The sequence below is a fragment of the Martelella sp. FLE1502 genome (genome assembly GCF_053484255.1).
On sequence record NZ_JBAKFQ010000018.1, the window covers coordinates 77,042 to 101,986 of the forward strand.

Sequence of the window (24,945 nt, forward strand, 5' to 3'; positions counted from 1 at the left end):
CTCCAGACAGGTTCAGACATCAATGACGAGTGAATTGCGTTACCTCCCCGAAGAGGCCTCCCACGACGCTGCCATCGAAGACATCAACGCCGAAGCCTTCGGCCCCGCCCGTTTCGTGCGCGCCGCCGCCCGCATCCGCGAACAGGGGCCGCATGACCCTGCGCTGTCCTTCGTCTGTCTCGATGGCGACGAGGTTATTGCCTCGGTGCGGATGACGCCGGTTTTCGCCGGCATGGCCGAGGGGCATATGCTGGGGCCGCTCGCCGTCAAGCCGTCGCACAAGAACCGCGGCATCGGCCGCCATCTGGTCAAGGTCGCCGTTCAGGCGGCGCGCGATGCCGGGTCGGAAGTCGTGATCCTGGTCGGCGATCCGCCCTATTACAGCCCGCTCGGCTTCCTCCCGATCGTCCCGCCCACGCTGCAACTGCCCGGCCCCGTCGATCCCCGCCGCGTCCTGGCCGCGCCGCTGGTCGAGGGCGTGGAAGCAAAGCTCGTCGGCATGATGCGGTTTCGTGGGTAGGGCTTTTTCGCTTTCTCAGCTATTTGCCGGTTTGCGACAGCCTCCGGGCCTCAATCTCTCCCCTTGAGGGGAGATGTCGCGAAAGCGACAGAGAGGGGTAATGGGCATAAACCGCGAACTCAGAATTCTCGGGCAGGTTTCACCCCTCTCTGCCCCTGTCGGTGCATTTCCCTCAAGGGGAGAGATTGTGGGCTGCGAGGCCAGCTTCCCGAAGCGGCCCTTTCGCTTTCTGCACAGCTCAGCTCCGCCCCTCGCGCCACCAAGTGGCGGAGATCAGGGCGAGGAGGGCTGCGAGGCCGAGGAGGCCGTTGAAGAGGGGCAGGGAGCGGATACTTTCGAGCCTTGTGTCGGCGGTTTCGACAATCGGCATATAGCTGTCATTGCCGGGTCGGACCGGGCCGCTGACGAGGCGGATCGGCGGCATGCCGTCGGCGATGCGCTGGGTCAGTCCGCCGGTTTCCGCTGAAAGCGGGGCGAGGGTGTCGGTGGTCGAGATCATGCCCTTGAACTCCGGCGCATCCGGATCGCCGATATTGACGAGGCGCTGAAGATCGCCGTTTTCGACGGTGAACAGCCCCATCTCATCGACCCGGGTTTCACCGCGAAAGAGACCGGGCTCCGCTTCGGTGAGCGGGACGGTGATGGTCTGGCCCGACGGCGTGATTACGGTCGCGTCCGGCGCGCCGTCTTCCATCGTCTGGCGGGTGATCGTCAGCGTCTCGCCGTCGACGGCTGCGGAAAGCGTTTCCTCCTCCAGCGCCGGCTCCTTCATCAGCCAGTGGGCGATGCGGCGGTAGAGCGGAACGTAGGGACCGCCGCCCTCGAAGCCGCGCGCCCAGAGCCAGCCCTGGTCGGAGAGAAATTCGGCGACCCGACCTTCACCTTCCCGTGAGAGCACCAGCAGCGGCGCGCCGTCGGCAGCCGTCATCACGGTTTCGCCGCGCGCCGGGCCGACCGGGATCGAGCGGAACCAGCGCCCCCAGGCCGGCGGCTCGGAGCCGCTGCCGGGCAGGTCGCGGGTGACCGGATGGCGCTCGCCGGTCTCGGAGATTTCGGGATAGTAGCCGCCCTCGGCAAGATCGCCGGTCGGGATCGCCGGCAGCACGGCGGAAAGCGGCGTGTCTGCGATCGATTCTGGGCCCGCGATTTCAGGTCCGGCCGCCACCAGCAGCGCGCCGCCATTCAGCACATACTGGGCGATGTTGTCGTAATAGAGCAGTGGCAGCACGCCGCGGTTCTGGTAGCGGTCGAAGATGATCAGGTCGAAATCGTCGATCTTGTCGACGAACAGTTCGCGGGTTGGAAAGGCGATCAGCGAAAGCTCGTTGATCGGCGTTCCGTCCTGTTTTTCCGGCGGGCGCAAAATGGTGAAATGCACGAGATCGACGGAGGCGTCGGATTTCAAGAGGTTGCGCCAGGTGCGCTCGCCCGAATGCGGCGAGCCCGAGACCAGCAGCACGCGCAGGTTCTCGCGGATGCCCTCGACGATCTGGACGGCGCGGTTGTTGATGGTGGTCAACTCGCCATCGACCGGCGCGACCGAGAGCTCGAGAATGTTCTCGCCGCCATTTTCGATGTCGAAGACATAGCGTGTCGGCAGGTTGGTGCCGACCAACATCTCGGCCGCAACCTGGCCGTTGATGCGCGCCGTCACCTTGGCCGGTCCGCTTGTGTGTTCGTCCACCGGCCCGTCATCGACCACGGTGAATTCCACCGGCAGGCTGTCGCCGACGAGGCCGAAACGCGGTGCCTCGTTGATTTCGATCCGGCGGTCATATTCGCTGTCGGTTCCGGTCACCAAGGCATTGAGCGGCATAGCGCCGGGAAGACCGCCGGCATCCTCAGGCAGGTCGTGGATCTGGCCATCGGTGATCAGGAAGGCCGCGCCCAGCCGGCTCGGCGGCACATCGCGCACGGCCTCGGAGAGGGCTTGGAAGGCAAGCGTTTCGGCGCGGTCGTTCTCGTCTGCGGTAGCGACGTCAACCACCCGGGGCTCCACCATCGGGTCGTCGGCGAGCCGCGCCTGAAGGGCGGCCAAGGCCTCGTCGGTCTGGCTCTGGCGCTCGCCGGTCAACTGGCTCTGGCTGCGGTCGACCACGATCGGCACGATGGTGGTCAGCGCCGAGCGCTCCTCGTTGCTGATGGTCGGATTGGCAAGTGCGGTTACCAGCAGCACGCCGGCGGCGGCCCGTAGCGTGGTTGCCCGCATGCGGGTGAGGTAGCCGGCGGCCATCAGCGCGAGCACGAGGGCGAGCGCGATGAAGATCGCCCAGAGCGGCAGCAGCGGTGAAAAGGTCAGCGCCATTATTGCCCCAGCCTTTCCAGCAGGGCAGGCACGTGCACCTGGTCGGCCTTGTAGTTGCCGGTCAGCATGTACATCACAATGTTGACGCCGGTGCGGTAGGCATATTGGCGCTGCATCGGGCTTTCCGGCACGGTCGGCAGCATCGGCGTCGAATCGGGATTGGTGGCCCAGGCGCCGGCGAAATCATTGCCGGTGATCAGGATCGGCGAAACGCCGTCGCCGCCGCTGGTGACGATATTACCGGCCGCATCCTCGCCCGCGCGCGCCTCGACCCAGAGCGGCGAGCCGTCATAGCGGCCGGGAAAATCGGAGAGCAGGTAGAACGAGCGCGTCAGCACGTGGTCTTCCGGCACGGGTTCCAGCGGCGGCACGTCGATATTGTCGAGGATCTGGCGCAGCCGCTCGGTGTTGGCGCTGACGGCGCTCTGGCCGAGCGGCGAATACTGGTCGCGGGTGTCGAAAAGCACGGTGCCGCCATTGCGCATATAGGCCTCGATCCCGGCAATCGCCTCTTCCGACGGCATCGGCGCCGTGGCGGAGATCGGCCAGTAGATCAGGGGATAGAAGGCCAGCTCCTCGCTCGCCGGATCGACGCCGATGGGATCGCCGGGCTCCAGCGCCGTGCGGTAGGAGATGTAGTCGGACAGACCCTTCAGACCGCGTTCGGAAATACGGTCAACCTCCTCCTCGCCGGTGACGACATAGGCGAGGTGGGTTTCGTAGAGCAGATCGGCGATCGCCGCATCGTCCATCTGTGCGTGAACCGGCGGCGCTGAGCCGAGATAAAGCGGGATCGCGAGGGCGCAGGCGGCGAGGATGGCGGCCGACATCGCGGGGCGGCGCGGGCGCAAGCCCCGGAACGCGCCGTTCATGGCCAGCATGATGATGCCGTCGATGATCAGGAGCGCCATCGCGGCCGCCAGCAGCCAAGGCTTGAGGCTGAAGGCGCGGGCATCGCCGATCTGCACGGTCCTGACCCCATCGCCAAAGTTCGAAATATCGACCGGCGCAAGCTGGTCGCCTGCCGCAAACAGGTTCAGCGCCGTGAAGCCATCCGGCGAGCCATAGAGGCCGGGCGGGTGTTCCGCCGTTGCCGCGCTCGGTCCGCCCGGAACGGCAAGCGGCTTGGCGTCGGCTACATCGCTGGTGAGCGTGCCGTTGGCGGCGAGCAGGCGATAGGGCGACAGCAGCGAAACCGCATCCCCTTCTTCGGCCTGTCCCGCGCGCGACAGGTTGACGATCCGGCGCAGCATCTCGACGAAATAGCCGGAGATCGGCAGGTTCGACCAGTTGGGATCGGCGGAGGTATGAAACAGCACGATCCGGCCCTCGCCGAGCGTCCCTTCCGTCACAAGCGGCGTGCCGTCGGCAAGGCTGGCCCAGGTGTGCTCGGAAAGCGTCGGCGCGGGCTCGGCCAGCACCTGGCGGGTGACGGTGATGTCCTCTGGAACCGGCAGGCCGTAGAACGGGCTTTCGGGCGGAAACGGCGCCAGCGGCTGCGGCTCGCTCCAGCTCATCGCGCCGCCAAAGGCGCGCGCGCCGGAGCGCAGCCGCACCGGCAGAAGGCTGTCATCGCCTGAAGCAGCGGCAAGGCGCGGGCCGGCAAAGCGTATCAACGTGCCGCCAGCCTCGACCCATTGCTGAAGTGCTGCATGGGCGTCTTCGGGCAGGGTGCCGACATCGCTCAGGATCAGCACCGAGGGGTTGCGGTCGGTGAGTGCCGCGATCTCTTCGGGCAGCGTCGCCGCGTCGCTCGTAATCAGGTCGGCATAGGGCGAGAGCGCCTGCTGCAGGTAGTAGCCGGAGGAGAGAAGCGGCTGGGCATCATTCGCCGGGCTGCCCGATATCAGCCCCACCCGCCGCCGCTTGAAGCCGTCGTCGAGCAGATGGACCGCGCCGGCATTGGCCGCGCCGTCGATCGCGACCCGGGCGAAATCATTGCGGACCTCGAACGGCGCGCGGATTTCGGCGGACGCGGCCCCGGCGCCGGCCTCGAAGACCAGCGGGGCGGAGGCGATCACCCGGCCCTGGAGGTCGTAGGCGTTGACCGTCATTTCCGCCGGCGAAGCGGCTTCCGCGCGGCTTGCGGTGATGCGGCTCGCGGTTGCGTCATTCTCGACATCGGTGAGGGCCGCGGGCAGGGCGCGCGGGGCGCTCAGCACGATATTGTCCTCGACAGAGGACAGCATAGAGAAGGCCGCCACGTCATCCGGGCCCGCGAGACCATCGCTAATGAAGGCGACGGTTGCCGGCGGGGTCTCGCCGAAGGCTTCGGAAAGCGCGGTCGCGGCGGCGAGCCGGTCGGGGCGCGCGGCGCGCGGTTCGGCGGCGGCAAGGCGCTGGCGCGCCTCGGTCGCGGAAACCGGGGTCGGATCATTCACGGTCTCGGCGGTGAACGCCATCATGATCGGTTGGTCGGCATCGGCGGCGGCATCGATGAGATTTTCGGCCGCGCGGGTGCGCGCCCGCCAGTCCTCGGCGCTGGCCCAGCCATTGTCGATCATCAGCGCCAGCGGGCCGCCGGTCGCGATCGTGGTGCGTTCGGGGTCGATCACCGGATTGGCGATCGCGAGGATCACCAGCGCGGCCAGCGTCATGCGCAGCAATGTCAGCCACCACGGGCTTTTGGCCGGCGTCTCGTCACGCTTGGCAAGCCTGAGCAGGATCGCCAGCGGCGGAAACACCTCGCGGCGCGGGCGCGGCGGCGTGAGCTTCAAAAGCCACCAGATTGCCGGCAGAACCACAAGCGCGGCCAGGATGAGGGGGCTTGCAAACTCCATCACCGCACCCCTCTGCCAGGACCTGCAAGGCGCGTATGGATCGCGGTCAGCGCTTCGGAGGCGGGATGGTCGGTATGATGGGTCACGAACGACCAGCCGGCATGGCGCGCGGTATCAGCGAGTACCGCCCGGCGGGCATGATATTCGGCGAGATAGGCGTCCCTCAGGCTTTCGGCCCGGCCGAGCGTCAGTTCGCGGCCGGTTTCGGGATCGGCGAATGCGGTGCGGCCGCTATAGGGGAAGCTCTCCTCCGCCGGGTCCGCCACCTCGATGAGATGTGCCCTGAGCCCGCGCTCCGAAAGCGGCATGATTTGCGAAAACAGGGCGTCCGGGGCGTCCAGAAAATCGCCGATCATCACCAGTTCCGACGGGCCGCGCATCATCCGGGTCTGCGGCAATTCCATCGGCAGATCGGTGGCCGATGCGAGCGCATGGGCAAGCCTTTCCGCGCCATTGCGGTTGGAGACCGGCTCCATAAGGCCGGGATAGCCGACGCGTTCGCCGGAGCGCAGCAGGGTCTCGGCAAGCGCAAGCAGGATCACCAGCGCGCGGTGTTCCTTGGAAACCGGCGCAAGCTCGGAGCGGAAATGCATGGACGGGCTGAGATCGGCGAACAGCCAGACGGTATGCGCCGCCTCCCATTCCATGTCGCGGACATAGGTGTGATCGTCGCGCGCCGAGCGCCGCCAGTCGATGCGCGCCATCGATTCGCCCTGCGAATAGGGCCTGAACTGCCAGAAATTCTCGCCCGGACCCCGCCGCCTGCGCCCATGCCAGCCGGTGATCACCGTATTGGCGATCCGTCTTGCCTCGATCAGGCAATCCGGCAGCAGGGCCGCGCGTCGCCGGCCCTCGGCAAGGGCCGAATTGCGGGCGGTCGGCGATGTCGTTTGTCCGATTGCAGCCAATGGCAAGCCTGTCAGTTGAAATCGCGCTGGGCGATTGCGGCAATGACGTCGGTCACGGTCTTTCCTTCGGCGCGGGCTGCGAAGGTCAGCGCCATGCGGTGCTGCAGCACGGGACCGGCAAGGGCGCGCACATCGTCGACCGACGGCGCAAGCCGGCCCTGGTAAAGCGCGCGGGCGCGGGCCGTCAGCATCAGCGACTGGCCGGCGCGCGGGCCGGGGCCCCAGGCGACGTCGCGGTCGGTATCGGCGTGGCCTTCGCCGGGGCGTGCCGCGCGCACCAGCGCAAGGATTGCCTCCAGCACGCTTTCGCTCACCGGCATCTTGCGGATCAGCGTCTGGATTTCCATCAGCCGCGCGGCGCTCAGCATCGGGCTTGCGGTTCCCTCATCCGCGCCGGTGGTTTCCAGCAGAATGCGGCGTTCGGATGCGATGTCGGGATAATCGACATTGACCTGCAGCAGGAACCGGTCGAGCTGGGCTTCCGGCAGCGGATAGGTGCCTTCCTGCTCCAGCGGGTTCTGGGTGGCTAGCACATGGAACGGGCGCGGCAGATCGTAATGCTGGCCGGCAATGGTGACGGCATATTCCTGCATCGACTGCAGCAGCGCCGACTGGGTGCGCGGCGAGGCGCGGTTGATCTCGTCGGCCATCAGCAATTGCGCGAACACCGGCCCCTTGATGAAGCGGAAGGCGCGGCGGCCGGCCTCGCTTTCCTCCAGCACTTCCGAGCCGAGAATATCGGAGGGCATCAGGTCGGGGGTGAACTGGATGCGGTTGCCGTCAAGGCCGAGCACGGTGCCGAGCGTTGCGACAAGCTTGGTCTTGGCAAGGCCGGGCACGCCGACCAGCAGCGCGTGGCCGCCGGACAGGATCGAAAGCAGCACGTTTTCGACAACGCTTTCCTGCCCGTAGATGACTTTCGACACTTCCTCGCGCACGATCTTGATGTCGGCGAGCGCCTTTTCGGCCTCCGCCACGATCTCGTGCGTTTCCTTCGTGTCAATCGCGCCCATTTACATGTCTCCAAGGCCCATGGCCGGTTCGGGTCTCAGGCGGCGAAAAGGTGGAACGCTGCCTGTCGGGAAAGGATAATCACCTGCGGGCGGCTGACAAGCCGGTTTGAAATGACTATTTCGAGAGGTGGCCATTTTGGCGCTGAAAGTGAGACGGAAAAATGACGCAAGGCAATATGGCGGGCGATGTCGGCGGGCTGGCTTCGGCCATTACGCGCCAGCTTGATGGCGGCAAATTGCGCAATCCCGCGCCTGTGGACCGTTGGGAACCGGACTTTTGCGGCGACATCGACATGGAAATCAAGGCGGACGGGACCTGGTTCTATCAGGGCAGTCCCATCGGCCGCGCGGCCATGGCCCAGCTTTTTTCGACGGTCTTGCGCAAGGATGAGGACGGCGAGACCTATCTGGTGACGCCGGTGGAAAAGCTCAGGATCAGGGTGGAGGATGCGCCGTTCATCGCCGTCGGCATGGAAATCGAGGGGGAGGGCGACGGCCGGACGCTCGTGATTCGCACCAATATGGGTGACGTGGTCGAGGCCGGTCCCGATCATCCCCTACGCTTTGCCGTCGGCGACGGTGATGACGGGCTGAGACCCTATGTGCTGGTGCGCGGGCGTCTCGAGGCGCTGTTTTCGCGGGCGCTGACCTATGATCTGATGGCGTTGGGCGAGGAGATCGAGATCGACGGCAAGGCCATGTTCGCGATCCGCGCCGGCGGCGCGGCATTTCCGGTGATGGCGATGGCGGAACTGGAGAAGCGCCTGTGAGGGAAACCGTCAAGGAAACGCCCTTTGCCGCAGGCGCTTTCCGAGAGCGCGCGCTCAGCCAGCGCGGGCGGCCGCGGGAGCACGCCATACGCGATCATGGCGATCACAAGCTCAATCCCGACCTGTTCGCCTATTACGAGGACCTCGACATGCGCGCCGCCGCCGTGCTGGTGCCGGTGGTCGATTATGGCGACGAGGCGCGGGTGATCTTTACCCGGCGCACCACCAAGCTGCGCAAGCATTCCGGCCAGATCGCCTTTCCGGGAGGCTCGATCGATCCGGACGATCGCTCGCCGGAGGATGCGGCCTTGCGCGAAAGCGAGGAGGAAATCGGGCTGGCCCGCCATTTCGTCCAGCCGGTCGCGCGGCTGCCGGATTATCTTGCGGGCAGCGGTTTCCGGATCACGCCGGTGCTTTCGGTGGTGCGGCCCGGCTTTTCGCTGAAGATCAACCCGGACGAGGTCGACGCGGTGTTCGAGGTTCCGCTCGGCTTCATCATGGACCCCGCCAACCATGCTCGCGGCTCCGCCATGCTGGGCGGCAAGGTGCGGCAATATTACGAAATCAAGTTCGGCGATCACCGGATATGGGGCATCACCGCCGGCATCGTCAGGACAATTTACGAAAGGCTTTACGCTTGACCAAGCTCTGCGATCAGGACTGGTTCGAAGACGATCGGCTGAAGAGAGTTCTTGAAATCCTGAACGGCGAGGGCGGCGAAACCCGCATCGTCGGCGGCGCGGTGCGCAATGCGCTGATGGGCCAGCCGGTCGGCGATATCGACCTTGCGACGACGCTTTTGCCCGACGCCGTCATGGCCCGGGCGAAGGGCGCCGGCATGAAGGCGATCCCGACCGGGATCGATCATGGCACTGTCACCGTGGTCTGCGATGGCAAGCCCTTCGAGACGACCACGCTGCGCGCCGACGTCGAGACCTTTGGCCGCCACGCGACCGTGCGCTTCGGCACCGACTGGGCCGAGGACGCCGCGCGGCGCGACTTCACCATCAACGCGCTCTATGCCGATGCCGACGGCAATATCCATGACCCGGTCGGCGGGCTTGCCGATATCGAGACGAAGACGGTGCGGTTCATCGGCGAGGCGGAAACGCGGATCCGGGAGGATTACCTCAGGATCCTGCGGTTCTTCCGGTTCTTCGCCTGGTATGGCGGCGGCAGGCCGGATGCGGACGGGCTGCGCGCCTCGGTCCGCGCGCGCGAGGGTCTCGCCTCGCTTTCGGCCGAGCGGGTCTGGGCGGAGACCAAGAAACTGCTTGCCGCCCGCGATCCCTCGCGCGCGCTGTTGTGGATGCGCCAGACCGGGATTTTGACCGCCATCGTGCCGGAAAGCGAGAAATGGGGGATCGACGCCGTTCCCGCTCTGATCGATTGCGAAGCCGCGCTTGGCTGGCAGCCGGACCCTTATCTGCGCCTCGCCGCAATCATCCCGCCCTATGACGTCCGCGTCACGGAACTCGCCGACCGGCTGAAATTCTCCAATGCGGAGCGCGCGCTCTTCCTCGCCTTCGCGACCGCGCCCGCCATCAGCGGCGCGACCACCGCGCCGGCATTGCGCAAGCTGCTTTACCGCAATGGCAGGGGTGGCATTTTCATCAGGCTGAAACTGGCGCTGGCGGTCGCGCGCGGCAAGGCCGGCGCGGGCGATCTCAACGCGGCGGGCGAGGCCGGCAAGCTCGGGCAACTGGTTGATCTGGCGGAGAGGTGGGAAAAGCCGCAAATGCCGTTTTCGGGCGGCGATATCGTGGCGGCCGGGGTGCCGGCGGGACCGACGGTCGGCGATTATATGAAAAAGCTGGAAGATTGGTGGATCGAAGGCGACTTCAAGGCTGACCGGGCAGCGCTGGCCGCCCGGCTTGATGCGCTTCGTAAAGACAAGGCCTAAACCTTTTCCTCGTCCTTGATGCGCGCCTTGATGTTTTCGACCATGTTCTCGCGAATAATGGTCTCGCCGTGGGTTGTCCTCATATGCTCGACGGCGCGACGAACGACTTCCGCCTCCTCGTCCGCACTGGCATGAAAGGTGCAACCGGGTACGAGTGAACCGCAATCAAAGCGTTTCATTGTTTCCTCCTTGTGGTTGGCCTCCCAGCCGGCAAGGACCGGGAGGTCTTTGCAGAGTGCCGCACGATCGCGGCTGGCCCGATCGAAGCCGTCATTGACGGCTCCTCATGTCAATGCTGGGCCCAGGTTTCGAACACGGCCGAACCCTCGCAGGGCCGACGGTGCCCGTGGGCCACATGGCCCGGACGTGCATTCTCCTCAGGCGCCGTAACCTTGCGCGGTTTCGGCTTCTGGTCGTGCTGTTTATGCCTGTATTCCTTGATGTCGACTTTCTTCGTCATTGTTCAGCTCCTCCCGAACAAGCTTACAATCAAGTCTTATAGAAACGTGGTGCAACGACCCTATGAATGCAAGGTGAACAAGGCGATTGTTTGATGAAAAATTAACTGTAACGATTTAAATCAAGGCCATCTCGTGACGGGCGGCAGCGAGGACAGGATTGCCTCGATATTGCCACCGGTTTTCAGCCCGAAAACGGTGCCGCGATCGTAGAGCAGGTTGAACTCGACATAGCGCCCGCGGCGGATCAACTGCTCGTCGCGATCTTCCGACGTCCATTCGTGATTGAAGTTGGAGCGCACGATCCGCGGATAGACCAGATTGAACGCCCGGCCGATATCCTGAACGAAGGCGAAATCGGCATCGAGCCCGCCCTTGTCATCCGCCGAATGCTGCCAGTCGAAGAACACCCCGCCAATGCCGCGCGCTTCCTTGCGGTGGGGCAGGTAGAAATATTCGTCGCACCAAGACTTGAGTTTCTTGTAGTCGATCACCGCCTGATGGCGGTTGCAGGCGATCTCCATGGCGCGATGAAACAGCATGCTGTCGGGGTCTTCCTGCTTGCGCCTGCGGGAAAGCACCGGCGTCAGATCCGCGCCGCCGCCGAACCACCAGCTCTTGGTGACGATCATGCGGGTGTTCATATGCACGGCCGGCACATGCGGGTTGACGGGATGGGCGATCAGCGAAATGCCGCTCGCCCAATAGCGCGTCTCCTCATCGACGCCTGGCATATTGGCGGCCATCTCCGGCGAAAACGTGCCCTCGACGGTGGAGGTATGGACCGCCGCCTTCTCGAACACGCGGCCATGCATGGTCGACATCCGGCCGCCGCCTTCGCCGTTCTCGCGGGTCCAGTCCTTGACCTCGAAACGGCCGGGCTCCAGATCGCTCATCGGTCCGGTCAGTTCCCGCTCCAGCGCCTCGAAGCCGGCGCAGATCGTATCCCGGAGGCTTTCGAACCAGGCTTTCGAGGCGGCTTTTTTCTCTTCGATGTCGTCCGGCAGACCCACGGGCAATTGCGGCCGTTCCATAGATGCACTCCACTCAAAACTGAAACGCCCGTTGACCCGGGCTTTTGATTTGACTCGCAAACTTCAGATGAAAACCTTATCTTCTTTGAAGAATGAAGGATAGCGTGATGGCCAATGTTCCAAAGCCGCCTTCAATGGCGGGGCTTAAAAAGCGCATCCGGGAGCACCGGGCGCAGGAAAAGAGCGACGGGTTCGTGCGCGAACGTTATTGCCTTGCCCGCGAGGATGCCCGCGCCAAGGCGCGCGAGTGGTTTCAGAGCTATCCCAAGGCCGCATACTGGACCGAGGTCGAAAGCTGGCGCGTGACCGGCGACGACCGGATCGAGTTCACCATGCGGCGGCTCTCCTCCGCTGACTGAGCGCTATCAGGAAAGCTGTGCGAAGCCGCCGGTCTGGCGCATCGCCTCGGCCGCGACGATGCCCGCCGACACTGCGAGATTGATAGACCGTTGCCCCTCTGCCATCAGGATCCGCACCCGATGGTCGGCGGCTTCATGGACATGGTCCGGCACGCCAGCGCTCTCGCGGCCGAACAGCAGGATATCGTCCGGACGATAGGCGACTTCTGTATGGCCGACGCTTGCCTTGGTGGAGGCCAGAACGAGACGCCGGCCGCTTTCGCTCCGGAAGGCCTCGAAGGCCTCCCAGTCGACATGCCGGGTCATTACGGCGGCGGCGATGTAATCCAGTCCCGCCCGCTTGAGGTTCCTGTCGGACAGCGCAAAGCCCGCCGGCTCGATGATATCGACGGCGAGGCCGAGGCAGGCGGCAAGCCTGAGGATCGTGCCGGTATTGCCGGCGATATCCGGCTGGTAGAGGGCAATGCGCAGGGTCATGGGCGTTGTCTATGTCGGAACGCTTCCTGCCTCAAGCCTCAGATGACCCCGAGCAGCTTCCACCACAGAAAGTCGAGCGGGATCAGCACCAGCGCGGTGATCGCGGTCAGCGGCGCCAGTATCTTCATCAGCTTGGCAACCGGCTGCTCCGTGACCTGCATGCCGACCATCAGCGGGCCGGACTGGTAGGGAAACAGCATCGTCGAAAAGCCGATCACCTGCGTCATCAAAACCGCCATCACGCTGAAGCCGGTCAGTTCCGCGAGTTCGCCCGCCATCGGGGTCAGAACGGCCGGCACGCCGGGCAGGATCGAGATCACCCCGACCACGAAGGCGATCAGCGACAGCGACATGAAGTTCAGGAAATCGCGCCCCGGCTCCAGCGGCAGGATATGTTCCATGCCGTGGGCGATCACGATGCCGAGCCCGGTATAGTTGACGACCGCGCCGAGCGCCAGAAACCCGCCCATGAACAGCAGCACGCTGAAATTCACATGCTTGTCGAATTCGGCAGGCCCGACCGGTCCGACGCCGGGCCACAGCAGCGCGACGGAGGCGACAATGCCGACCCAGGCGGGATTGATGCCGTGGAACGTGTCGGTCATCCAGAAGGCGAGCGTCGTGACCAGAATGCCGACCACATACCATTGACGCCAGCCAAGCGGCGTGGAAACCGCCTCGGCCTTGCCTGCGCTCTGCGGGCGCGGCGTATCGGGAAAGATACGCACGATCAGCGCGATCATGATGATGCTTTTCACCACGCCCAGAAGCGGGAAATGCAGCACCATGTAATAGGCATAGGTGAGATCGATGCCGTAGATCGTCTGGGCCGCGCCGGCGAGAATGAGGTTCGGCACGTTGGATGGCAGCAGCGCGAAGCCCGGAATATGGCAGGCGAAGGTCACGGCGATGGCAATCGCGGTGCGGCCCGTCGTCCCCTTTTCGAAGCCGAGGCTGTCGGCAAGCGCGACGGCGATCGGCCACAGCAGGAAGAACCGTCCGAGAGACGACGGCATGACGAAGGTCAGCACGATGGAGATCGCGAATATGCCGGATATCAGGACAACATAGCTTCCCGAAAGGCGTCCGAGTAGCGCCCCGCCGATCCGCTGGCTGAGACCGGAACTCTTGATGGCCGCGGCGATCAGCAGTCCCGAGAACACCAGCCACATGGCGGCCGAATGGAAGCCCGAGAACACGACGTCGGGCGGCGCGAGTTTCAGCACCAGGGCGATGACGAAGAACAGCAGGCTTGCCAGATAGGGCGGCACCAGGCCGGTTGCCCAGAGGCTGAGCGTCACCAGCACCAGGCCAAGTGTGCGGGCCTGATCCGGGGTCATGAAGGAGACGGGGAAAAATGCGAATATGATCGCCAGTATGGCGATGCCCGCGACGATAAGTTTCTTGTAGGTCGGCATGATTGAGCCTTTGGATTGTTCTTTCGGTCAGTGTATGAGATCGGAAAGAACTGCGGAACTGCTACATGATGCCAAACGATATCGCGTTTCCGACAATTTTCCTCGAGGATGAGGCGCCGGGCTCGGTCCTCGACCCCGAGCGCCCCGTCATGGCGCGGGTGCGGCGCTGGAAGGCGGGCGAGGTCGGCCGCGAATCGCATTCTCATCCGCGCGGCCAGCTTTTGTGGGCGGAGGAGGGGATATTGCGGGTGCGCTCCGGCGGCACGCACTGGCTCGCGCCCTCCAGCCACTGCGTCTGGATACCGGGCGGGGTCGTGCATGCGGTGGCGATGGAAACCGATGTCGCGGCCTGCTTCATTTACATCGACCCCTCCGTGACCCGCGTCGACAAGAGCGCCTGCGAGGTTCTGCACATGACCGCGCTGATGCGGCATCTGATCCTCAAGTTTCGCGCGCTTGCGCTGGAGGAAGCGGCCGACAGCGAACGGCTTTCGCGGCTGTCGGAGGTCATCATTGATGAACTGGCGACACTGCCATCCGCGCCCCTCAGCCTGCCCGCCGGCAGCGATCCGCGCCTCAAGCGCGTCACCGGGCGCCTGCTTGAAAGTCCGGACGATCACGCTAGCCTGGAGGAACTGGCGCGCTCTTCGGGCGCGGGCGTGCGTACGCTCGAGCGTCTGTTCCGCCGCGAGACCGGGTTCAGCTTTTCCGAATGGCGCAGCCGGCTCAGATTGATGGAGGCGGTCAACGACCTCGGCCACGGAAGAAGCAGCACGGAGATCGCCGGGCGGCTCGGCTATCAAAGCGTAAGCGCCTTCGTTGCCGCCTTCCGCCGCCATTTCGGTGTGCCGCCGCAATCTTACATGAAGGACGGCCACTTCTGACCGGCGAAACGATCAGGCTGAGGGCAGGTTGCGCAGATAGTCGGCAAGCCAGTCGATTTCGGCTTCCACGGCGGTGAATCGGTCGGTTTTCTCGGTGTGCCTTGTTTGCGGCACGTGGGCATTCAGGTCGGCCATCGCCTGTGCGGCGCGCGTGATCCGTTCCGGGTCCGGCGGCGGATCGCCGAGCCTTTGCCCTTCGGCATAGGCGGCAATGGCATCGCATAGGCGTTCCGCGCCAACGACGGCGGGAAACCATGAAGCAGCCTCGCGGCCCGCCGGCGGCGGTTCGGCGCTGAATTTCTGAAGCTGTGTGCGCAGGTCGGAGAGCTTGCGATAGGCGGCAAACTCCCTCTCTCCGATATCTTCGCCAACGCCTTCCGTGGGGTTGCCAGAGGCTGCGGCGAGAAACGCCGCGACGGCCCCGTTTGATGCGGCAAAGGCGCTCGCCAGCGTGACATTTTGGGAGCGGGGCCAGATGAGATAGCCGAAAACGAGCACGATCGCCGCGCCGACCAGGGTGTCGTCAAGCCGCTGCAGGCCATAATGAAACGGCGCCGCGGGGACCGCGATCTCGATCATGAGCAGGACCACGGGGGTCAGCAGCACGACCTTCGCAGCATAGCTGCGCAATGCCGCGAATGGCTGGAGCGCGGCAAGCACGGCGATGGCGGCGACCAGCCCGAGCCGGTCGGGGATCAGCTTGATCAGCGCCATCCCGATCAGCACGCCGATGACGGTGCCGATGCTGCGGTGGACGGCGCGCACGAACACCGATCCGAAATCGGGCTTCATGATGATGGCGACGGTGATCGGCACCCAATAGGCATGATCGCCGGGGATGAAGCCCCCGGCGATCTCCGCAATGCCGATGCAAAGCGCCAGCCGCAGCGCGGCGTCGATGACCTCGCGCCCGACCACCAGCTTGCGGAGGCCGGTCTGCAAGGCGGCGCGAGAGAGACGCAGCGCGTGGCGGCGGGTCACATCGCCAGGCCCGTGTTCGGCGGTGTTCGTTCGCCAGAGCGTATCGGAAAGCTGGCGGCAAAGCCGCGCAAGTTCGCCATCGCCCTTAAGCGAGGGTTGGCGCGCCTTAGCCTCGTGCGCGTCTGCCACGGCGTCGAGCATGTTGGCTGCGGTCTGCCGATCCTCGCGGTCGCGGTGCGCACCGATGATCGCCATGGTCAACTGGTGGGAAAGCGACAGCATGTTGGCGCTCCGTTCCATGTCCCGCGTGCGGCCGGCGTCGTGACTGCGCTTTTCGATCAGCATGTCATAAGCGGCCTTGGTCTGGTCGGTCACGGCGCGGCGGGCGGTCTCGGCAGCGGCACGGTCCCTGGCGCGGGCCAGATCCGCCAGCGCGCGGATGAGGTTTGCGCGCACTATGCGTTCGGGTCTGTCGTGGTCGGCAAGGGCGTCGATGGCGAGCATGGCCGTGACAAGGGCGGCGCCCGCGGCAAAACAGACGCCGACCGCCCATGCGGGCATCGCGCCTGGCGTGCTAGCGTGAACGATGGCGAGCACCAGCATGTAAAGCGCGCCGGTGGAAAACGCGGCGCCATAGCTGCTGATGATGCCGGATGCGAAGCCGACAAGCACAAGGACAATCAAGGTGACCAAGCCGTGACCGGCTATTGCCGGTCCGATCAGGCACCCGGCCGCGCCGATTGCCGTGGAGATCGCGATCATCCGGAACCGTTCGCGATAGGGGCCGAGCCGGATCGTGACCTCGGTCAGGAACGCGCCGAGGGCGGCATAGAGAAACGGCGCGATGTTGCCGGAAAGAACGCCGGCAAGAAGCGGCAGGCCGGTGCCGAGAGAAATGCGCAGGCAATGATGCCACGGTTTGTAGGGCGCATAGGCCAAAAGCCCGAGCTTATGGTGCCAATCGGTTTTCAAACCCTGCATGCAAGTCTTTCTTCGCGACGTGACGGTTGGGCGATTATTGCCGGGGTTCTGCTTATTTGGAACCGTAACTTTCAAGCGCCTGCCATTCACAACCAGAGCTGATAGGTGCGATCACCTGCGTTGCCCGGCGGCAACACCAGCGTGTAAACGATCTCTCGAAAGCCGTTTGAGGCTGGTCAAATTCCTGTGCCGGGCGTATAAGCGGCTCCGTTTTCAACGCCGGAAGAGGAGCGACAGCATGATGAATATCTGCAGCAGTGTGTTGCTCCGCGTCCCACCACGCCGGCTCGCGTGACCTTTCACACGCCTCTTATAATTCCTAGATAATCAATCCCAACTGTTGCGGTCCTCATCGTTTGGCCGCTGTTCCAGTCTCCGTCTCGTCCCGTGTCTGTGCGCCTGTGTGCCGCCGTTTGGGGTTCGAGGAGACATATTGGAGTCCGATCATGTTTCGCTGGTTTGAAACCCGCCTGAATCCGTATCCTGCGGAATTGCCCGATACGCCGCCCAAGGGTCTGTTCCCGTTTCTGTGGCATTATTCCAAGCCGGCAGCGCCCTGGCTTATTCTGATGTCGGTGGTTGCGGCCACGATTGCCTTTGCCGAAGTCTATCTGTTCCAGTTTCTCGGCGACATCGTCAACTGGCTGTCGACGGCCGACCGCGAGACCTTTCTGGCGGATGAGGGCTGGCATCTTTTCTTCATGGGCGCGCTGGTGCTCGTGGGATTGCCCCTGCTCACGGCATTCGGTTCGCTGTTGATCCATCAGTCGCTGATGCCCAACCTGCCGATGATCGGCCGCTGGCAGATGCATCGCTATGTTCTGCGCCATTCGATGAACTTCTACGCCAACGAGTTCGCCGGACGGGTATCGCAGAAGGTAATGCAGACCTCGCTTGCCGTTCGCGAAACGGTGATGAAGACGCTCGACATGTTCGTCTATGTGGTGAGCTATTTCGGGTCGATGATCTTTGTCGTCGCGGCGGCCGATGGACGTCTGGTGATTCCGCTTCTGGTCTGGCTGGTGATCTACGGCATATTGCTGTGGTACTTCATCCCCCGGCTCAGAAGGATCTCGGCGGAGCAGGCCGATGCCCGTTCGCTGATGACCGGCCGCGTGGTCGACAGCTACACCAATATCGCCACGGTAAAGCTGTTTTCCCATGCGGGCCGCGAGGAGCAGTTCTCGAAGGAAGGCATGGACGGCTTTCTGGATACCGTCTACCGGCAGATGCGCCGGGTGACCCAGTTCCAGATCCTCGTCTATATCAACAACGCCATCGCCCTGTTCTCCGTCGGCGCGCTTGCGATCCATTTCTGGATGCAGGACACGATCACCGTCGGCGCCATTGCCCTGACGCTCGGTCTGGTCATGCGCATCGGCGGCATGTCGCAGTGGATCATGTGGGAAGTGACCGGGCTTTTTGAAAACATCGGCACCGTCTATGACGGCATGCAGATGATGACCAAGAAGCACGAGCTGACCGATGTCGAGAACGCGCCGGCCCTGACCGTTACCAAAGGCGAGATCGTCTATGACGATATCTCCTTCCATTACGGCAAGAAGGGCGGGGTGATCGAAGGTCTGTCGCTGACCATCAAGCCGGGCGAAAAGGTCGGTCTCGTCGGCCGCTCCGGGGCGGGCAAGACCACGATGATGAACCTGCTGCTCCGCTTCTTCGATCTGGAGAGCGGGCGGATCACCATCGATGGCCAGGATGTGTCGAAGGTGGCGCAGGACAGCCTCAGGGAGAATATCGGCGTCGTGACGCAGGATACCTCGCTGCTGCACCGCTCGATCCGCGACAACATCGCCTATAGCCGCCCCGGCGCGAGCGACGAGGCGGTGATTGCGGCGGCCAAGCGCGCCAATGCCTGGGACTTCATCCAGGGCTTGAGCGACATGCATGGCCGGACCGGGCTCGATGCCCATGTCGGCGAACGCGGCGTCAAGCTTTCCGGCGGCCAGCGCCAGCGCATCGCGATCGCGCGCGTGTTCCTGAAGGATGCGCCGATCCTGGTGCTGGACGAGGCGACCTCGGCACTCGATTCGGAAGTCGAGGCCGCCATCCAGGAAAGCCTGTTCGGGCTGATGGAAGGCAAGACGGTGATCGCGATCGCCCACCGGCTGTCGACGCTCACCGAGATGGACCGGCTGGTCGTGCTCGACAAGGGCGATATCGTCGAGATGGGCACCCATGAGGAACTCGCCAATGGCCATGGCATCTACGCCGACCTGTGGCGCCGCCAGTCCGGCGGCTTCCTCGGCGGTGACGAAGACCTCATTGCCGACACCGCCGCTGAATAAGATGAACCGGGCCCGCTGAAAGGCGGGCCTGGTTTTTTATGAGCCTCCACGCCGGTCGCCTGGAAGAAAACGGTCATGCAGGCTGACAGCCACACATGTTTGATAAACGCACGTTTCCGCGCCGCCCCGAATCCGTGTATGGCTGCATCATGATCTTCCGTCGCATCGCCCGCATCTTCGAAAACTGGATCGATCCGCTTGCCGACCGGCCGGTGGAACAGCCGCCGGCCACGCTGCTCGGTTTCATCTGGTTCTATCTGCGGCAGGCGAAATGGCCGTTCTTCGCCATGCTGGTGCTTGGCGGCGGCACCGCGCTGATGGAGACGGCGTCGTTCTGGTTCATGGGCGTGCTGATCAACATTCTCGACGAAACCTCGCGCGAGGCCGGCTGGTCGGGTCTGATGGCGGCCCATGGCTGGGCGCTGATCGGCATGGCCTTCACCATGATCGTGGTGCGCGTGACGTTGCTCTCGGCGTCCATGCTGGTGGAGGAACAGACGATCACGCCCGGCTTCCAGAACATGGTGCGCTGGCAGTCTTATCGCTATGTGGCGCGCCAGTCGCTGACCTTCTTCCAGAATGATTTCGCCGGCCGGATCGTCACCAAGGTCTCGGCCGCCGGCCAGTCGATCGGCGACCTGATGTCGTCGCTGTTGCAGGTGGTCTGGTTCATGGCGATCTACACGATCTCGACCATGGCGCTGGTGGCCTCGCTCGACTGGCGGCTGGCCGCGCTGATTGCACTCTGGATCGCGATCTTTGCACTGCTTGCCCGCTATTTCGTGCCGCGCATTCGTCACAACGCGAAGGAACTGGCCGAGGTCAACTCGATGATGTCGGGCCGGCTTGTCGATTCGTTTTCCAACATCCTGACGCTGAAACTGTTCGGCAGCGATGAGGGCAATGACACCTATATCCGCCAGGGCTTCCTCCGGCTGATCGCGCAGATCCAGAAGTTCACCCGACTGATCACCGGGGTGCGGGCGGCTCTCAACCTGCTTTCCGGGGTGATGATCACCGCGATTGCAGCGCTTTCGGTGCAGCTCTGGTTCACCAGTGATATTTCCTCCGGCGCGGTCGCCTTCACGCTCGGCCTAGCGCTGAGGCTCTCGATGCTGCTCGGGCGGTTGATGATGCAGTTGAACGGCATCATGCGCGCGATCGGGACGGTGCAGAACTCCGCCGAGATGATCGCCCAGCCGATCGGGCTGACGGACAGGCCCGATGCGAAAGCGCTGACGGTCAGCCATCCCGAAATCCGCTTCGAGAACGTGGCCTTCGGCTATGACGGGGCCGGGCCGGTGATCCGCAATCTGTCGCTCACGATCGGGGCCGGAGAGAAGGTCGGCATTGTCGGGCGCTCCGGCGCCGGCAAGTCGACGCTGGTGAACCTGTTGCTGCGGTTCTACGATGTCGATGGCGGCCGCATCCTTATCGATGGCCAGAATATCGCCGATGTCACCCAGGAAAGCCTGCGCGCCCAGATCGGCATGGTGACGCAGGACACGGGCCTCCTGCACCGCGCAATCCGCGACAATATCCGCTTCGGCCGCGAGGAGGCCGATGATGACAGGCTGTGGGAGGCGGCGGAGCGGGCCGAGGCGGACAGCTTCATCGCCGATCTTTCCGACCTGCGCGGCCGCAAGGGGCTCGACGCCCATGTCGGCGAGCGCGGGGTCAAGCTCTCCGGCGGCCAGCGTCAGCGCATCGCGATTTCGCGCGTGATGCTGAAGAACGCGCCGATCCTGGTGCTCGACGAGGCCACATCGGCGCTTGATTCGGAGGTGGAGGCGGCGATCCAGTCCAATCTGATGAAGCTGATGGAGGGCAAGACCGTGCTGGCGATCGCCCATCGGCTGTCGACGATCGCGGCGCTGGACCGGCTGATCGTGATGGACAAGGGCCGCATCGTCGAACAGGGCACCCATGGCGAACTGATCGAGAAAAAAGGGCTTTACGCCTCGCTGTGGGACCGGCAGTCCGGCGGGTTTCTGCCATCGTTCGAAACGGAGGAGTGATGCTTCGGGGCGCGTCAGTCGCGTCTTTGCCGCTCGCATTTTGGGGGCGCGCGAAGGCTTGTCCTTTTGCTTGTGATTGAAATCTGTCAAACACTGGACATCGTTGATGAACATGCATAAAACTTGGCGGATCAAATGGACGCTGCCACGCGCCTTCGCTGGTAGACATGCGGAGGACGGACGGACCTCGGTGGCAGCGGCATCAGCTATGGAGGGACAGCGGTGCAAGACGAGATTGTTTCGACGGATCATTCCGGCGAACCGACCCGGCGCGATTTTCTTTATCTGACTACCGGAATGGCCGCAGCCGTCGGGGCCGCGGCGGTCGCCTGGCCGTTTATCGACCAGATGCGACCCGACGCGTCGACCCTTGCGCTATCGACCGTGGAAGTGGATGTATCGAGCCTCGAACCCGGCATGTCGCTGACGGTGAAGTGGCGCGGCAAGCCGGTTTTCATCCGCAATCGCACGGAGAAGGAAATCGAGGAGGCCAAGGCCGTCCCGCTTTCCGACCTGAAGGATCCGGAAGCGCGCAACGAGAACCTGCCCTCAGGCTCGCCCGCGACCGACGTCGATCGCTCGGCTGGAGAATCCAAGGAAAACTGGATCGTGATGATCGGTTCCTGCACCCATCTCGGCTGCATACCGCTCGGCCAGGCCGGAGACTTCGGCGGATGGTTCTGTCCCTGTCATGGCTCGCATTACGATACGGCCGGCCGTATCCGTAAGGGGCCTGCGCCGCAGAACCTCGCCATTCCGCTATACGAATTTACGGCCGATACCGTGATCAGGATCGGTTGAGGGGGAGAGACTGTTTCATGAGTGGACACTCAAGCTATGTGCCGTCGAACGGCGTGTCGAAATGGGTGGATTCGCGTCTGCCGCTGCCCCGCATGCTTTACGACAGCTTCGTTTCCTATCCGGTACCGCGTAATCTGAACTACGCCTACACATTCGGCGCCATGCTGTCGGTGATGCTGATCGTGCAGATCGCCACCGGCGTCGTGCTGGCCATGCATTATACCGCCTCCACCGGCGCCGCCTTCCTCTCGGTCGAGAAGATCATGCGCGACGTCAATTACGGCTGGCTGCTGCGCTACATGCATGCCAATGGCGCGTCGTTCTTCTTCATCGCCGTTTACCTGCACATCGCGCGCGGGCTCTATTACGGTTCCTACAAGGCGCCGCGCGAAATCCTCTGGATGCTCGGCGTGGTGATCTATCTGCTGATGATGGCCACCGGCTTCATGGGCTATGTTCTGCCCTGGGGGCAGATGTCGTTCTGGGGCGCCACCGTCATCACCGGCTTCTTCACCGCCTTCCCGTTGATCGGCGACTGGGTGCAGCAGCTCCTCCTTGGCGGTTTTGCCGTTGGCGAGCCGACGCTGCAGCGCTTCTTCGCGCTGCACTACCTGCTGCCGTTCATGATCGCCGGCGTTGTGATCCTGCATATCTGGGCGCTGCACGTGACCGGGCAGACCAACCCGACCGGGATCGAGGTCAAGCAGAAGAGCGACACCGTCGCCTTCACGCCCTATGCGACCGTCAAGGATGCGCTCGGTGTGACCGTGTTCCTGATCGTCTATGCCTGGTTCATCTTCTACATGCCGAACTTCCTCGGTCATCCGGACAACTACATTCCGGCCGATTCGATGAAGACCCCGTCGCATATCGTTCCGGAATGGTACTACCTGCCGTTCTACGCGATGCTGCGCGCCATCACCTTCAATATCGGCCCGATTGACTCCAAACTCGGCGGCGTGCTGGTGATGTTCGGCTCGATCCTGATCCTGTTCTTCCTGCCCTGGCTGGATACGTCCAAGGTGCGTTCCGCCGCCTACCGTCCGTGGTACAAGCTGTTCTTCTGGGTGTTCGTCGCCAACGCGATCATGCTCGGCTGGCTCGGCTCGCAGGCTGCCGAAGGCATTTTCGTGGTGCTGTCGCAGCTCGGCACGCTCTACTATTTCGGGTTCTTCCTCGTCATCATGCCGGTTCTGGGTCTCATCGAGAAGCCGACAAGGATACCGAATTCCATCACCGAGGCGGTGCTTGAAAAGGAAGCCGCCCGGAAAAAGCCAGCCGGTTCCGGCGTGTGAAGGGCGGGGGAAATATCATGAAGAAACTTGTTACCCGCATCCTGCTCGTCGCGCTGATGTCGCCCGTCTGTCTGACGGGCGCCATGGCGGCCGAGGAAGAGGGACACGAAGGCGGCACGCCGCATTATCCGCTGAAGCATCCGCACAACATGGAGTGGAGCTTCTCCGGCCCGCTTGGCAATTATGATCGCGCCCAGCTTCAGCGTGGGCTTAAGGTCTACAAGGAAGTCTGTTCGGCCTGCCACTCGCTGGACCTCGTGGCCTTCCGCACGCTGACCGATCTCGGCTATTCCGAAGATCAGGTAAAGACCTTCGCCGCCGATTACGAGATCGAGGCCGGGCCGGATAATGACGGCAACATGTATATGCGGCCGGGCATCCCGTCGGACTATTTCCCGGCCCCGTTCGAGAATGCCGAACAGGCGGCCGCCTCCAACAATGGCGCGGCCCCGCCCGACCTTTCGCTGATGGCGAAGGCGCGCGGCATTACCCGCGGCTTCCCGACCTTCGTGTTCGACATGTTCACGCAGTATCAGGAAGGCGGACCGGACTATATCTACTCGCTGCTGACCGGTTATGAGGAAGCGCCGGAAGGCGTCGAGATTCCGGCGGGCGGCCATTACAACCCGTACTTCGCCAATGCCGCGGCGCTCGCCATGGCCCCGCCGCTTTCCGACGGGATTGTCACCTATGATGACGGCGCGCCGGAAACGCTTGATCAGTATGCCAAGGATATATCGGCATTCCTGATGTGGACGGCGGAGCCGAAGCTCGAGGCGCGCAAGCAGACCGGCCTTACGGTCATGGTCTTTCTTGTGATCCTGACGGTTCTGGTCTACCTGACGAAGAAATCGATCTACGCGCGCAAGCCGCATTGATTTCTTGATGGTTTGAATAAGCAGGAAAAGGCGGCGGCAGCCGCCTTTTTAATGTGTTCGGTCTGGTACGACGAAAGGACCCCTGAAAATGAAATCGAACCCCGAACTGGCCGCCGCCATCCGTTCGATCCCGGATTATCCCAAGCCCGGCATCATCTTTCGCGATATCACGACGTTGCTGGGCGATGCCCGCGCGTTTCGGCGTGCCGTGGATGAACTGGTGCAGCCCTATGTCGGGATGAAGATCGACAAGATCGCCGGCATCGAGGCGCGCGGCTTCATTCTAGGCGGCGCACTGGCGCACCAGCTTTCGGCCGGTTTCGTGCCGATCCGCAAGAAGGGCAAGCTGCCCGACAAGACCGTCTCCATGGCCTATCAGCTCGAATATGGCGAGGATACGATGGAGATGCACGTCGACGCCATCAAGCCCGGCGAGAAGGTGATCCTGTGCGACGACCTGATCGCCACCGGCGGCACTGCGGAAGGCGCGGTCAAGCTGTTGCGCCAGATGGGCGCCGAAATCGTCTCGGCCTGCTTCATCATCGACCTGAAGGACCTGCCGGGCCGCAAGAAACTCGAAGCGATGGACGTCGAAGTGCGCTCGCTCGTGGAGTATGAGGGGCACTGAGGCCGGTTGCGCTTCCTTTTTGAGGAACGCTTGGCGGGGCTGGCGTCACCGCCGGTTCGGCCCGACGCATAAAGCCCAACAGATCGGTCTGACTGCTTCTCCCCACGTTCTCCGTCACCCTCGGGCTTGTCCCGAGGGTCTAAGCACCTTTCAAAACGACTGGCGCTTGAGGCAGAGAGCGAGTGGCGATCAGTGTCTTGTTGCCCGCGAACACCGCTCGTGTCGATGCGGGATTAGAGCATCGGGCGATTAGTCTGCAACGCATGCTGTTGATTTGAAGTAGTTCCA

Annotated in this window: 22 protein-coding genes; 12 read left to right on the top strand and 10 right to left on the bottom strand. The window is 63.7% G+C overall.

Annotation, left to right across the window (positions count from 1 at the left end):
- The first annotated feature begins 22 nt into the window (after positions 1–22).
- The gene (locus V6767_RS15595; protein ID WP_448474326.1) at positions 23–520 is read left to right on the top strand and encodes a GNAT family N-acetyltransferase; all 498 of its coding nucleotides are present in this window, start codon (positions 23–25) and stop codon (positions 518–520) included.
- A 238-nt stretch (positions 521–758) separates the two neighbouring features.
- Here the strand turns inward: V6767_RS15595 and V6767_RS15600 are convergent, their stop codons facing one another.
- From V6767_RS15600 to V6767_RS15615, 4 genes are read right to left on the bottom strand one after another with little or no spacing between them, the layout of a single operon-like run.
- Positions 759–2,825, bottom strand: coding sequence for a hypothetical protein (locus tag V6767_RS15600; RefSeq protein ID WP_448474327.1), 2,067 nt, complete (start codon positions 2,823–2,825; stop codon positions 759–761).
- Positions 2,825–5,605 carry a DUF4159 domain-containing protein gene (locus V6767_RS15605; RefSeq protein ID WP_448474328.1) on the bottom strand — a complete coding sequence of 927 codons (2,781 nt, stop codon included), beginning with the start codon at positions 5,603–5,605 and terminating at the stop codon, positions 2,825–2,827. The genes V6767_RS15600 and V6767_RS15605 overlap by 1 nt, the downstream gene beginning before the upstream one ends.
- Complete coding sequence (locus tag V6767_RS15610) at positions 5,605–6,513, bottom strand: DUF58 domain-containing protein (RefSeq protein ID WP_448474329.1); 909 nt, start codon at positions 6,511–6,513, stop codon at positions 5,605–5,607. The genes V6767_RS15605 and V6767_RS15610 overlap by 1 nt, the downstream gene beginning before the upstream one ends.
- 11 nt (positions 6,514–6,524) lie before the next feature.
- Positions 6,525–7,526 (bottom strand): AAA family ATPase, encoded by a 1,002-nt coding sequence (locus V6767_RS15615; protein ID WP_448474330.1) that lies wholly within the window; start codon positions 7,524–7,526, stop codon positions 6,525–6,527.
- A 161-nt stretch (positions 7,527–7,687) separates the two neighbouring features.
- On the opposite strand from V6767_RS15615, the gene V6767_RS15620 reads away from it, so the two are divergent.
- The 3 genes from V6767_RS15620 to V6767_RS15630 are packed head-to-tail and all read left to right on the top strand — an operon-like array spanning position 7,688 to position 10,199.
- Positions 7,688–8,296 (top strand): DUF1285 domain-containing protein, encoded by a 609-nt coding sequence (locus V6767_RS15620; protein WP_448474331.1) that lies wholly within the window; start codon positions 7,688–7,690, stop codon positions 8,294–8,296.
- Positions 8,293–8,937 carry an NUDIX hydrolase gene (locus V6767_RS15625; protein WP_448474332.1) on the top strand — a complete coding sequence of 215 codons (645 nt, stop codon included), beginning with the start codon at positions 8,293–8,295 and terminating at the stop codon, positions 8,935–8,937. The genes V6767_RS15620 and V6767_RS15625 overlap by 4 nt, the downstream gene beginning before the upstream one ends.
- Positions 8,934–10,199 (top strand): CCA tRNA nucleotidyltransferase, encoded by a 1,266-nt coding sequence (locus tag V6767_RS15630; protein WP_448474333.1) that lies wholly within the window; start codon positions 8,934–8,936, stop codon positions 10,197–10,199. Before V6767_RS15625 ends, V6767_RS15630 begins: the two co-directional genes overlap by 4 nt.
- On the opposite strand, the gene V6767_RS15635 is transcribed toward V6767_RS15630, so the two are convergent.
- The 3 genes from V6767_RS15635 to hemF form a co-directional block, all read right to left on the bottom strand.
- Positions 10,196–10,378: a DUF1059 domain-containing protein gene (locus tag V6767_RS15635; protein WP_230722002.1), complete on the bottom strand. Its 183-nt coding sequence runs from the start codon at positions 10,376–10,378 to the stop codon at positions 10,196–10,198. The two genes, V6767_RS15630 and V6767_RS15635, sit on opposite strands and share 4 nt — an antisense overlap.
- 110 nt (positions 10,379–10,488) lie before the next feature.
- Positions 10,489–10,659: a hypothetical protein gene (locus V6767_RS15640; RefSeq protein WP_448474334.1), complete on the bottom strand. Its 171-nt coding sequence runs from the start codon at positions 10,657–10,659 to the stop codon at positions 10,489–10,491.
- A 120-nt stretch (positions 10,660–10,779) separates the two neighbouring features.
- Positions 10,780–11,691 (bottom strand): oxygen-dependent coproporphyrinogen oxidase, encoded by a 912-nt coding sequence (hemF, locus tag V6767_RS15645; protein WP_448474335.1) that lies wholly within the window; start codon positions 11,689–11,691, stop codon positions 10,780–10,782.
- Between the two features lie 107 nt (positions 11,692–11,798).
- On the opposite strand from hemF, the gene V6767_RS15650 reads away from it, so the two are divergent.
- Entirely contained in the window at positions 11,799–12,050 is a 252-nt protein-coding gene (locus V6767_RS15650) for a hypothetical protein (RefSeq protein ID WP_230722005.1), read from the top strand.
- A 6-nt stretch (positions 12,051–12,056) separates the two neighbouring features.
- On the opposite strand, the gene V6767_RS15655 is transcribed toward V6767_RS15650, so the two are convergent.
- Both V6767_RS15655 and V6767_RS15660 read right to left on the bottom strand, forming a co-directional pair.
- Positions 12,057–12,527 (bottom strand): tRNA (cytidine(34)-2'-O)-methyltransferase, encoded by a 471-nt coding sequence (locus V6767_RS15655; protein WP_448474336.1) that lies wholly within the window; start codon positions 12,525–12,527, stop codon positions 12,057–12,059.
- A 38-nt stretch (positions 12,528–12,565) separates the two neighbouring features.
- Positions 12,566–13,945 carry an SLC13 family permease gene (locus V6767_RS15660; protein ID WP_448474337.1) on the bottom strand — a complete coding sequence of 460 codons (1,380 nt, stop codon included), beginning with the start codon at positions 13,943–13,945 and terminating at the stop codon, positions 12,566–12,568.
- A gap of 65 nt (positions 13,946–14,010) precedes the next feature.
- On the opposite strand from V6767_RS15660, the gene V6767_RS15665 reads away from it, so the two are divergent.
- The gene (locus tag V6767_RS15665) at positions 14,011–14,829 is read left to right on the top strand and encodes an AraC family transcriptional regulator (RefSeq protein ID WP_448474338.1); all 819 of its coding nucleotides are present in this window, start codon (positions 14,011–14,013) and stop codon (positions 14,827–14,829) included.
- 12 nt (positions 14,830–14,841) lie between these two features.
- Here V6767_RS15665 and V6767_RS15670 read toward each other — a convergent pair whose 3' ends face one another.
- Entirely contained in the window at positions 14,842–16,731 is a 1,890-nt protein-coding gene (locus V6767_RS15670) for an FUSC family protein (RefSeq protein ID WP_448474339.1), read from the bottom strand.
- 446 nt (positions 16,732–17,177) lie between these two features.
- Here V6767_RS15670 and V6767_RS15675 point away from each other — a divergent pair, with 446 nt between their 5' ends.
- From V6767_RS15675 to V6767_RS15700, 6 genes are all read left to right on the top strand, one after another.
- A complete protein-coding gene (locus tag V6767_RS15675) occupies positions 17,178–19,037 on the top strand; it encodes an ABC transporter ATP-binding protein (RefSeq protein ID WP_448474340.1) in 1,860 nt (619 codons plus the stop codon).
- A gap of 95 nt (positions 19,038–19,132) precedes the next feature.
- Positions 19,133–21,055 carry an ABC transporter ATP-binding protein gene (locus tag V6767_RS15680; protein WP_448474341.1) on the top strand — a complete coding sequence of 641 codons (1,923 nt, stop codon included), beginning with the start codon at positions 19,133–19,135 and terminating at the stop codon, positions 21,053–21,055.
- A 222-nt stretch (positions 21,056–21,277) separates the two neighbouring features.
- Positions 21,278–21,856, top strand: a complete 579-nt coding sequence (gene petA / locus V6767_RS15685; RefSeq protein WP_448474342.1) for a ubiquinol-cytochrome c reductase iron-sulfur subunit — start codon at positions 21,278–21,280, stop codon at positions 21,854–21,856.
- Between the two features lie 17 nt (positions 21,857–21,873).
- Positions 21,874–23,151 (top strand): cytochrome b, encoded by a 1,278-nt coding sequence (locus V6767_RS15690; protein ID WP_448427334.1) that lies wholly within the window; start codon positions 21,874–21,876, stop codon positions 23,149–23,151.
- Positions 23,152–23,168: 17 nt separating this feature from the next.
- The gene (locus tag V6767_RS15695; RefSeq protein ID WP_448474343.1) at positions 23,169–24,029 is read left to right on the top strand and encodes a cytochrome c1; all 861 of its coding nucleotides are present in this window, start codon (positions 23,169–23,171) and stop codon (positions 24,027–24,029) included.
- Between the two features lie 88 nt (positions 24,030–24,117).
- Positions 24,118–24,657, top strand: a complete 540-nt coding sequence (locus tag V6767_RS15700; RefSeq protein ID WP_448427335.1) for an adenine phosphoribosyltransferase — start codon at positions 24,118–24,120, stop codon at positions 24,655–24,657.
- Positions 24,658–24,945 lie beyond the last annotated feature (288 nt).

What these genes read in the sequence shown, in the direction of transcription:
- V6767_RS15615 (WP_448474330.1), bottom strand. Translation starts at nt 7,526, where the DNA reads ATGGGCGCGATTGACACGAAGGAAACGCACGAGATCGTGGCGGAGGCC.
- V6767_RS15670 (WP_448474339.1), bottom strand. Translation starts at nt 16,731, where the DNA reads ATGCAGGGTTTGAAAACCGATTGGCACCATAAGCTCGGGCTTTTGGCC.
- V6767_RS15675 (WP_448474340.1), top strand. Translation starts at nt 17,178, where the DNA reads ATGTTTCGCTGGTTTGAAACCCGCCTGAATCCGTATCCTGCGGAATTG.
- V6767_RS15695 (WP_448474343.1), top strand. Translation starts at nt 23,169, where the DNA reads ATGAAGAAACTTGTTACCCGCATCCTGCTCGTCGCGCTGATGTCGCCC.
- V6767_RS15635 (WP_230722002.1), bottom strand. Translation starts at nt 10,378, where the DNA reads ATGAAACGCTTTGATTGCGGTTCACTCGTACCCGGTTGCACCTTTCAT.
- V6767_RS15700 (WP_448427335.1), top strand. Translation starts at nt 24,118, where the DNA reads ATGAAATCGAACCCCGAACTGGCCGCCGCCATCCGTTCGATCCCGGAT.
- V6767_RS15655 (WP_448474336.1), bottom strand. Translation starts at nt 12,527, where the DNA reads ATGACCCTGCGCATTGCCCTCTACCAGCCGGATATCGCCGGCAATACC.
- V6767_RS15640 (WP_448474334.1), bottom strand. Translation starts at nt 10,659, where the DNA reads ATGACGAAGAAAGTCGACATCAAGGAATACAGGCATAAACAGCACGAC.
- V6767_RS15600 (WP_448474327.1), bottom strand. Translation starts at nt 2,825, where the DNA reads ATGGCGCTGACCTTTTCACCGCTGCTGCCGCTCTGGGCGATCTTCATC.
- V6767_RS15690 (WP_448427334.1), top strand. Translation starts at nt 21,874, where the DNA reads ATGAGTGGACACTCAAGCTATGTGCCGTCGAACGGCGTGTCGAAATGG.
- V6767_RS15660 (WP_448474337.1), bottom strand. Translation starts at nt 13,945, where the DNA reads ATGCCGACCTACAAGAAACTTATCGTCGCGGGCATCGCCATACTGGCG.
- V6767_RS15605 (WP_448474328.1), bottom strand. Translation starts at nt 5,605, where the DNA reads ATGGAGTTTGCAAGCCCCCTCATCCTGGCCGCGCTTGTGGTTCTGCCG.
- V6767_RS15620 (WP_448474331.1), top strand. Translation starts at nt 7,688, where the DNA reads ATGACGCAAGGCAATATGGCGGGCGATGTCGGCGGGCTGGCTTCGGCC.
- V6767_RS15595 (WP_448474326.1), top strand. Translation starts at nt 23, where the DNA reads ATGACGAGTGAATTGCGTTACCTCCCCGAAGAGGCCTCCCACGACGCT.
- V6767_RS15650 (WP_230722005.1), top strand. Translation starts at nt 11,799, where the DNA reads ATGGCCAATGTTCCAAAGCCGCCTTCAATGGCGGGGCTTAAAAAGCGC.
- hemF (WP_448474335.1), bottom strand. Translation starts at nt 11,691, where the DNA reads ATGGAACGGCCGCAATTGCCCGTGGGTCTGCCGGACGACATCGAAGAG.
- V6767_RS15665 (WP_448474338.1), top strand. Translation starts at nt 14,011, where the DNA reads ATGATGCCAAACGATATCGCGTTTCCGACAATTTTCCTCGAGGATGAG.
- V6767_RS15680 (WP_448474341.1), top strand. Translation starts at nt 19,133, where the DNA reads ATGTTTGATAAACGCACGTTTCCGCGCCGCCCCGAATCCGTGTATGGC.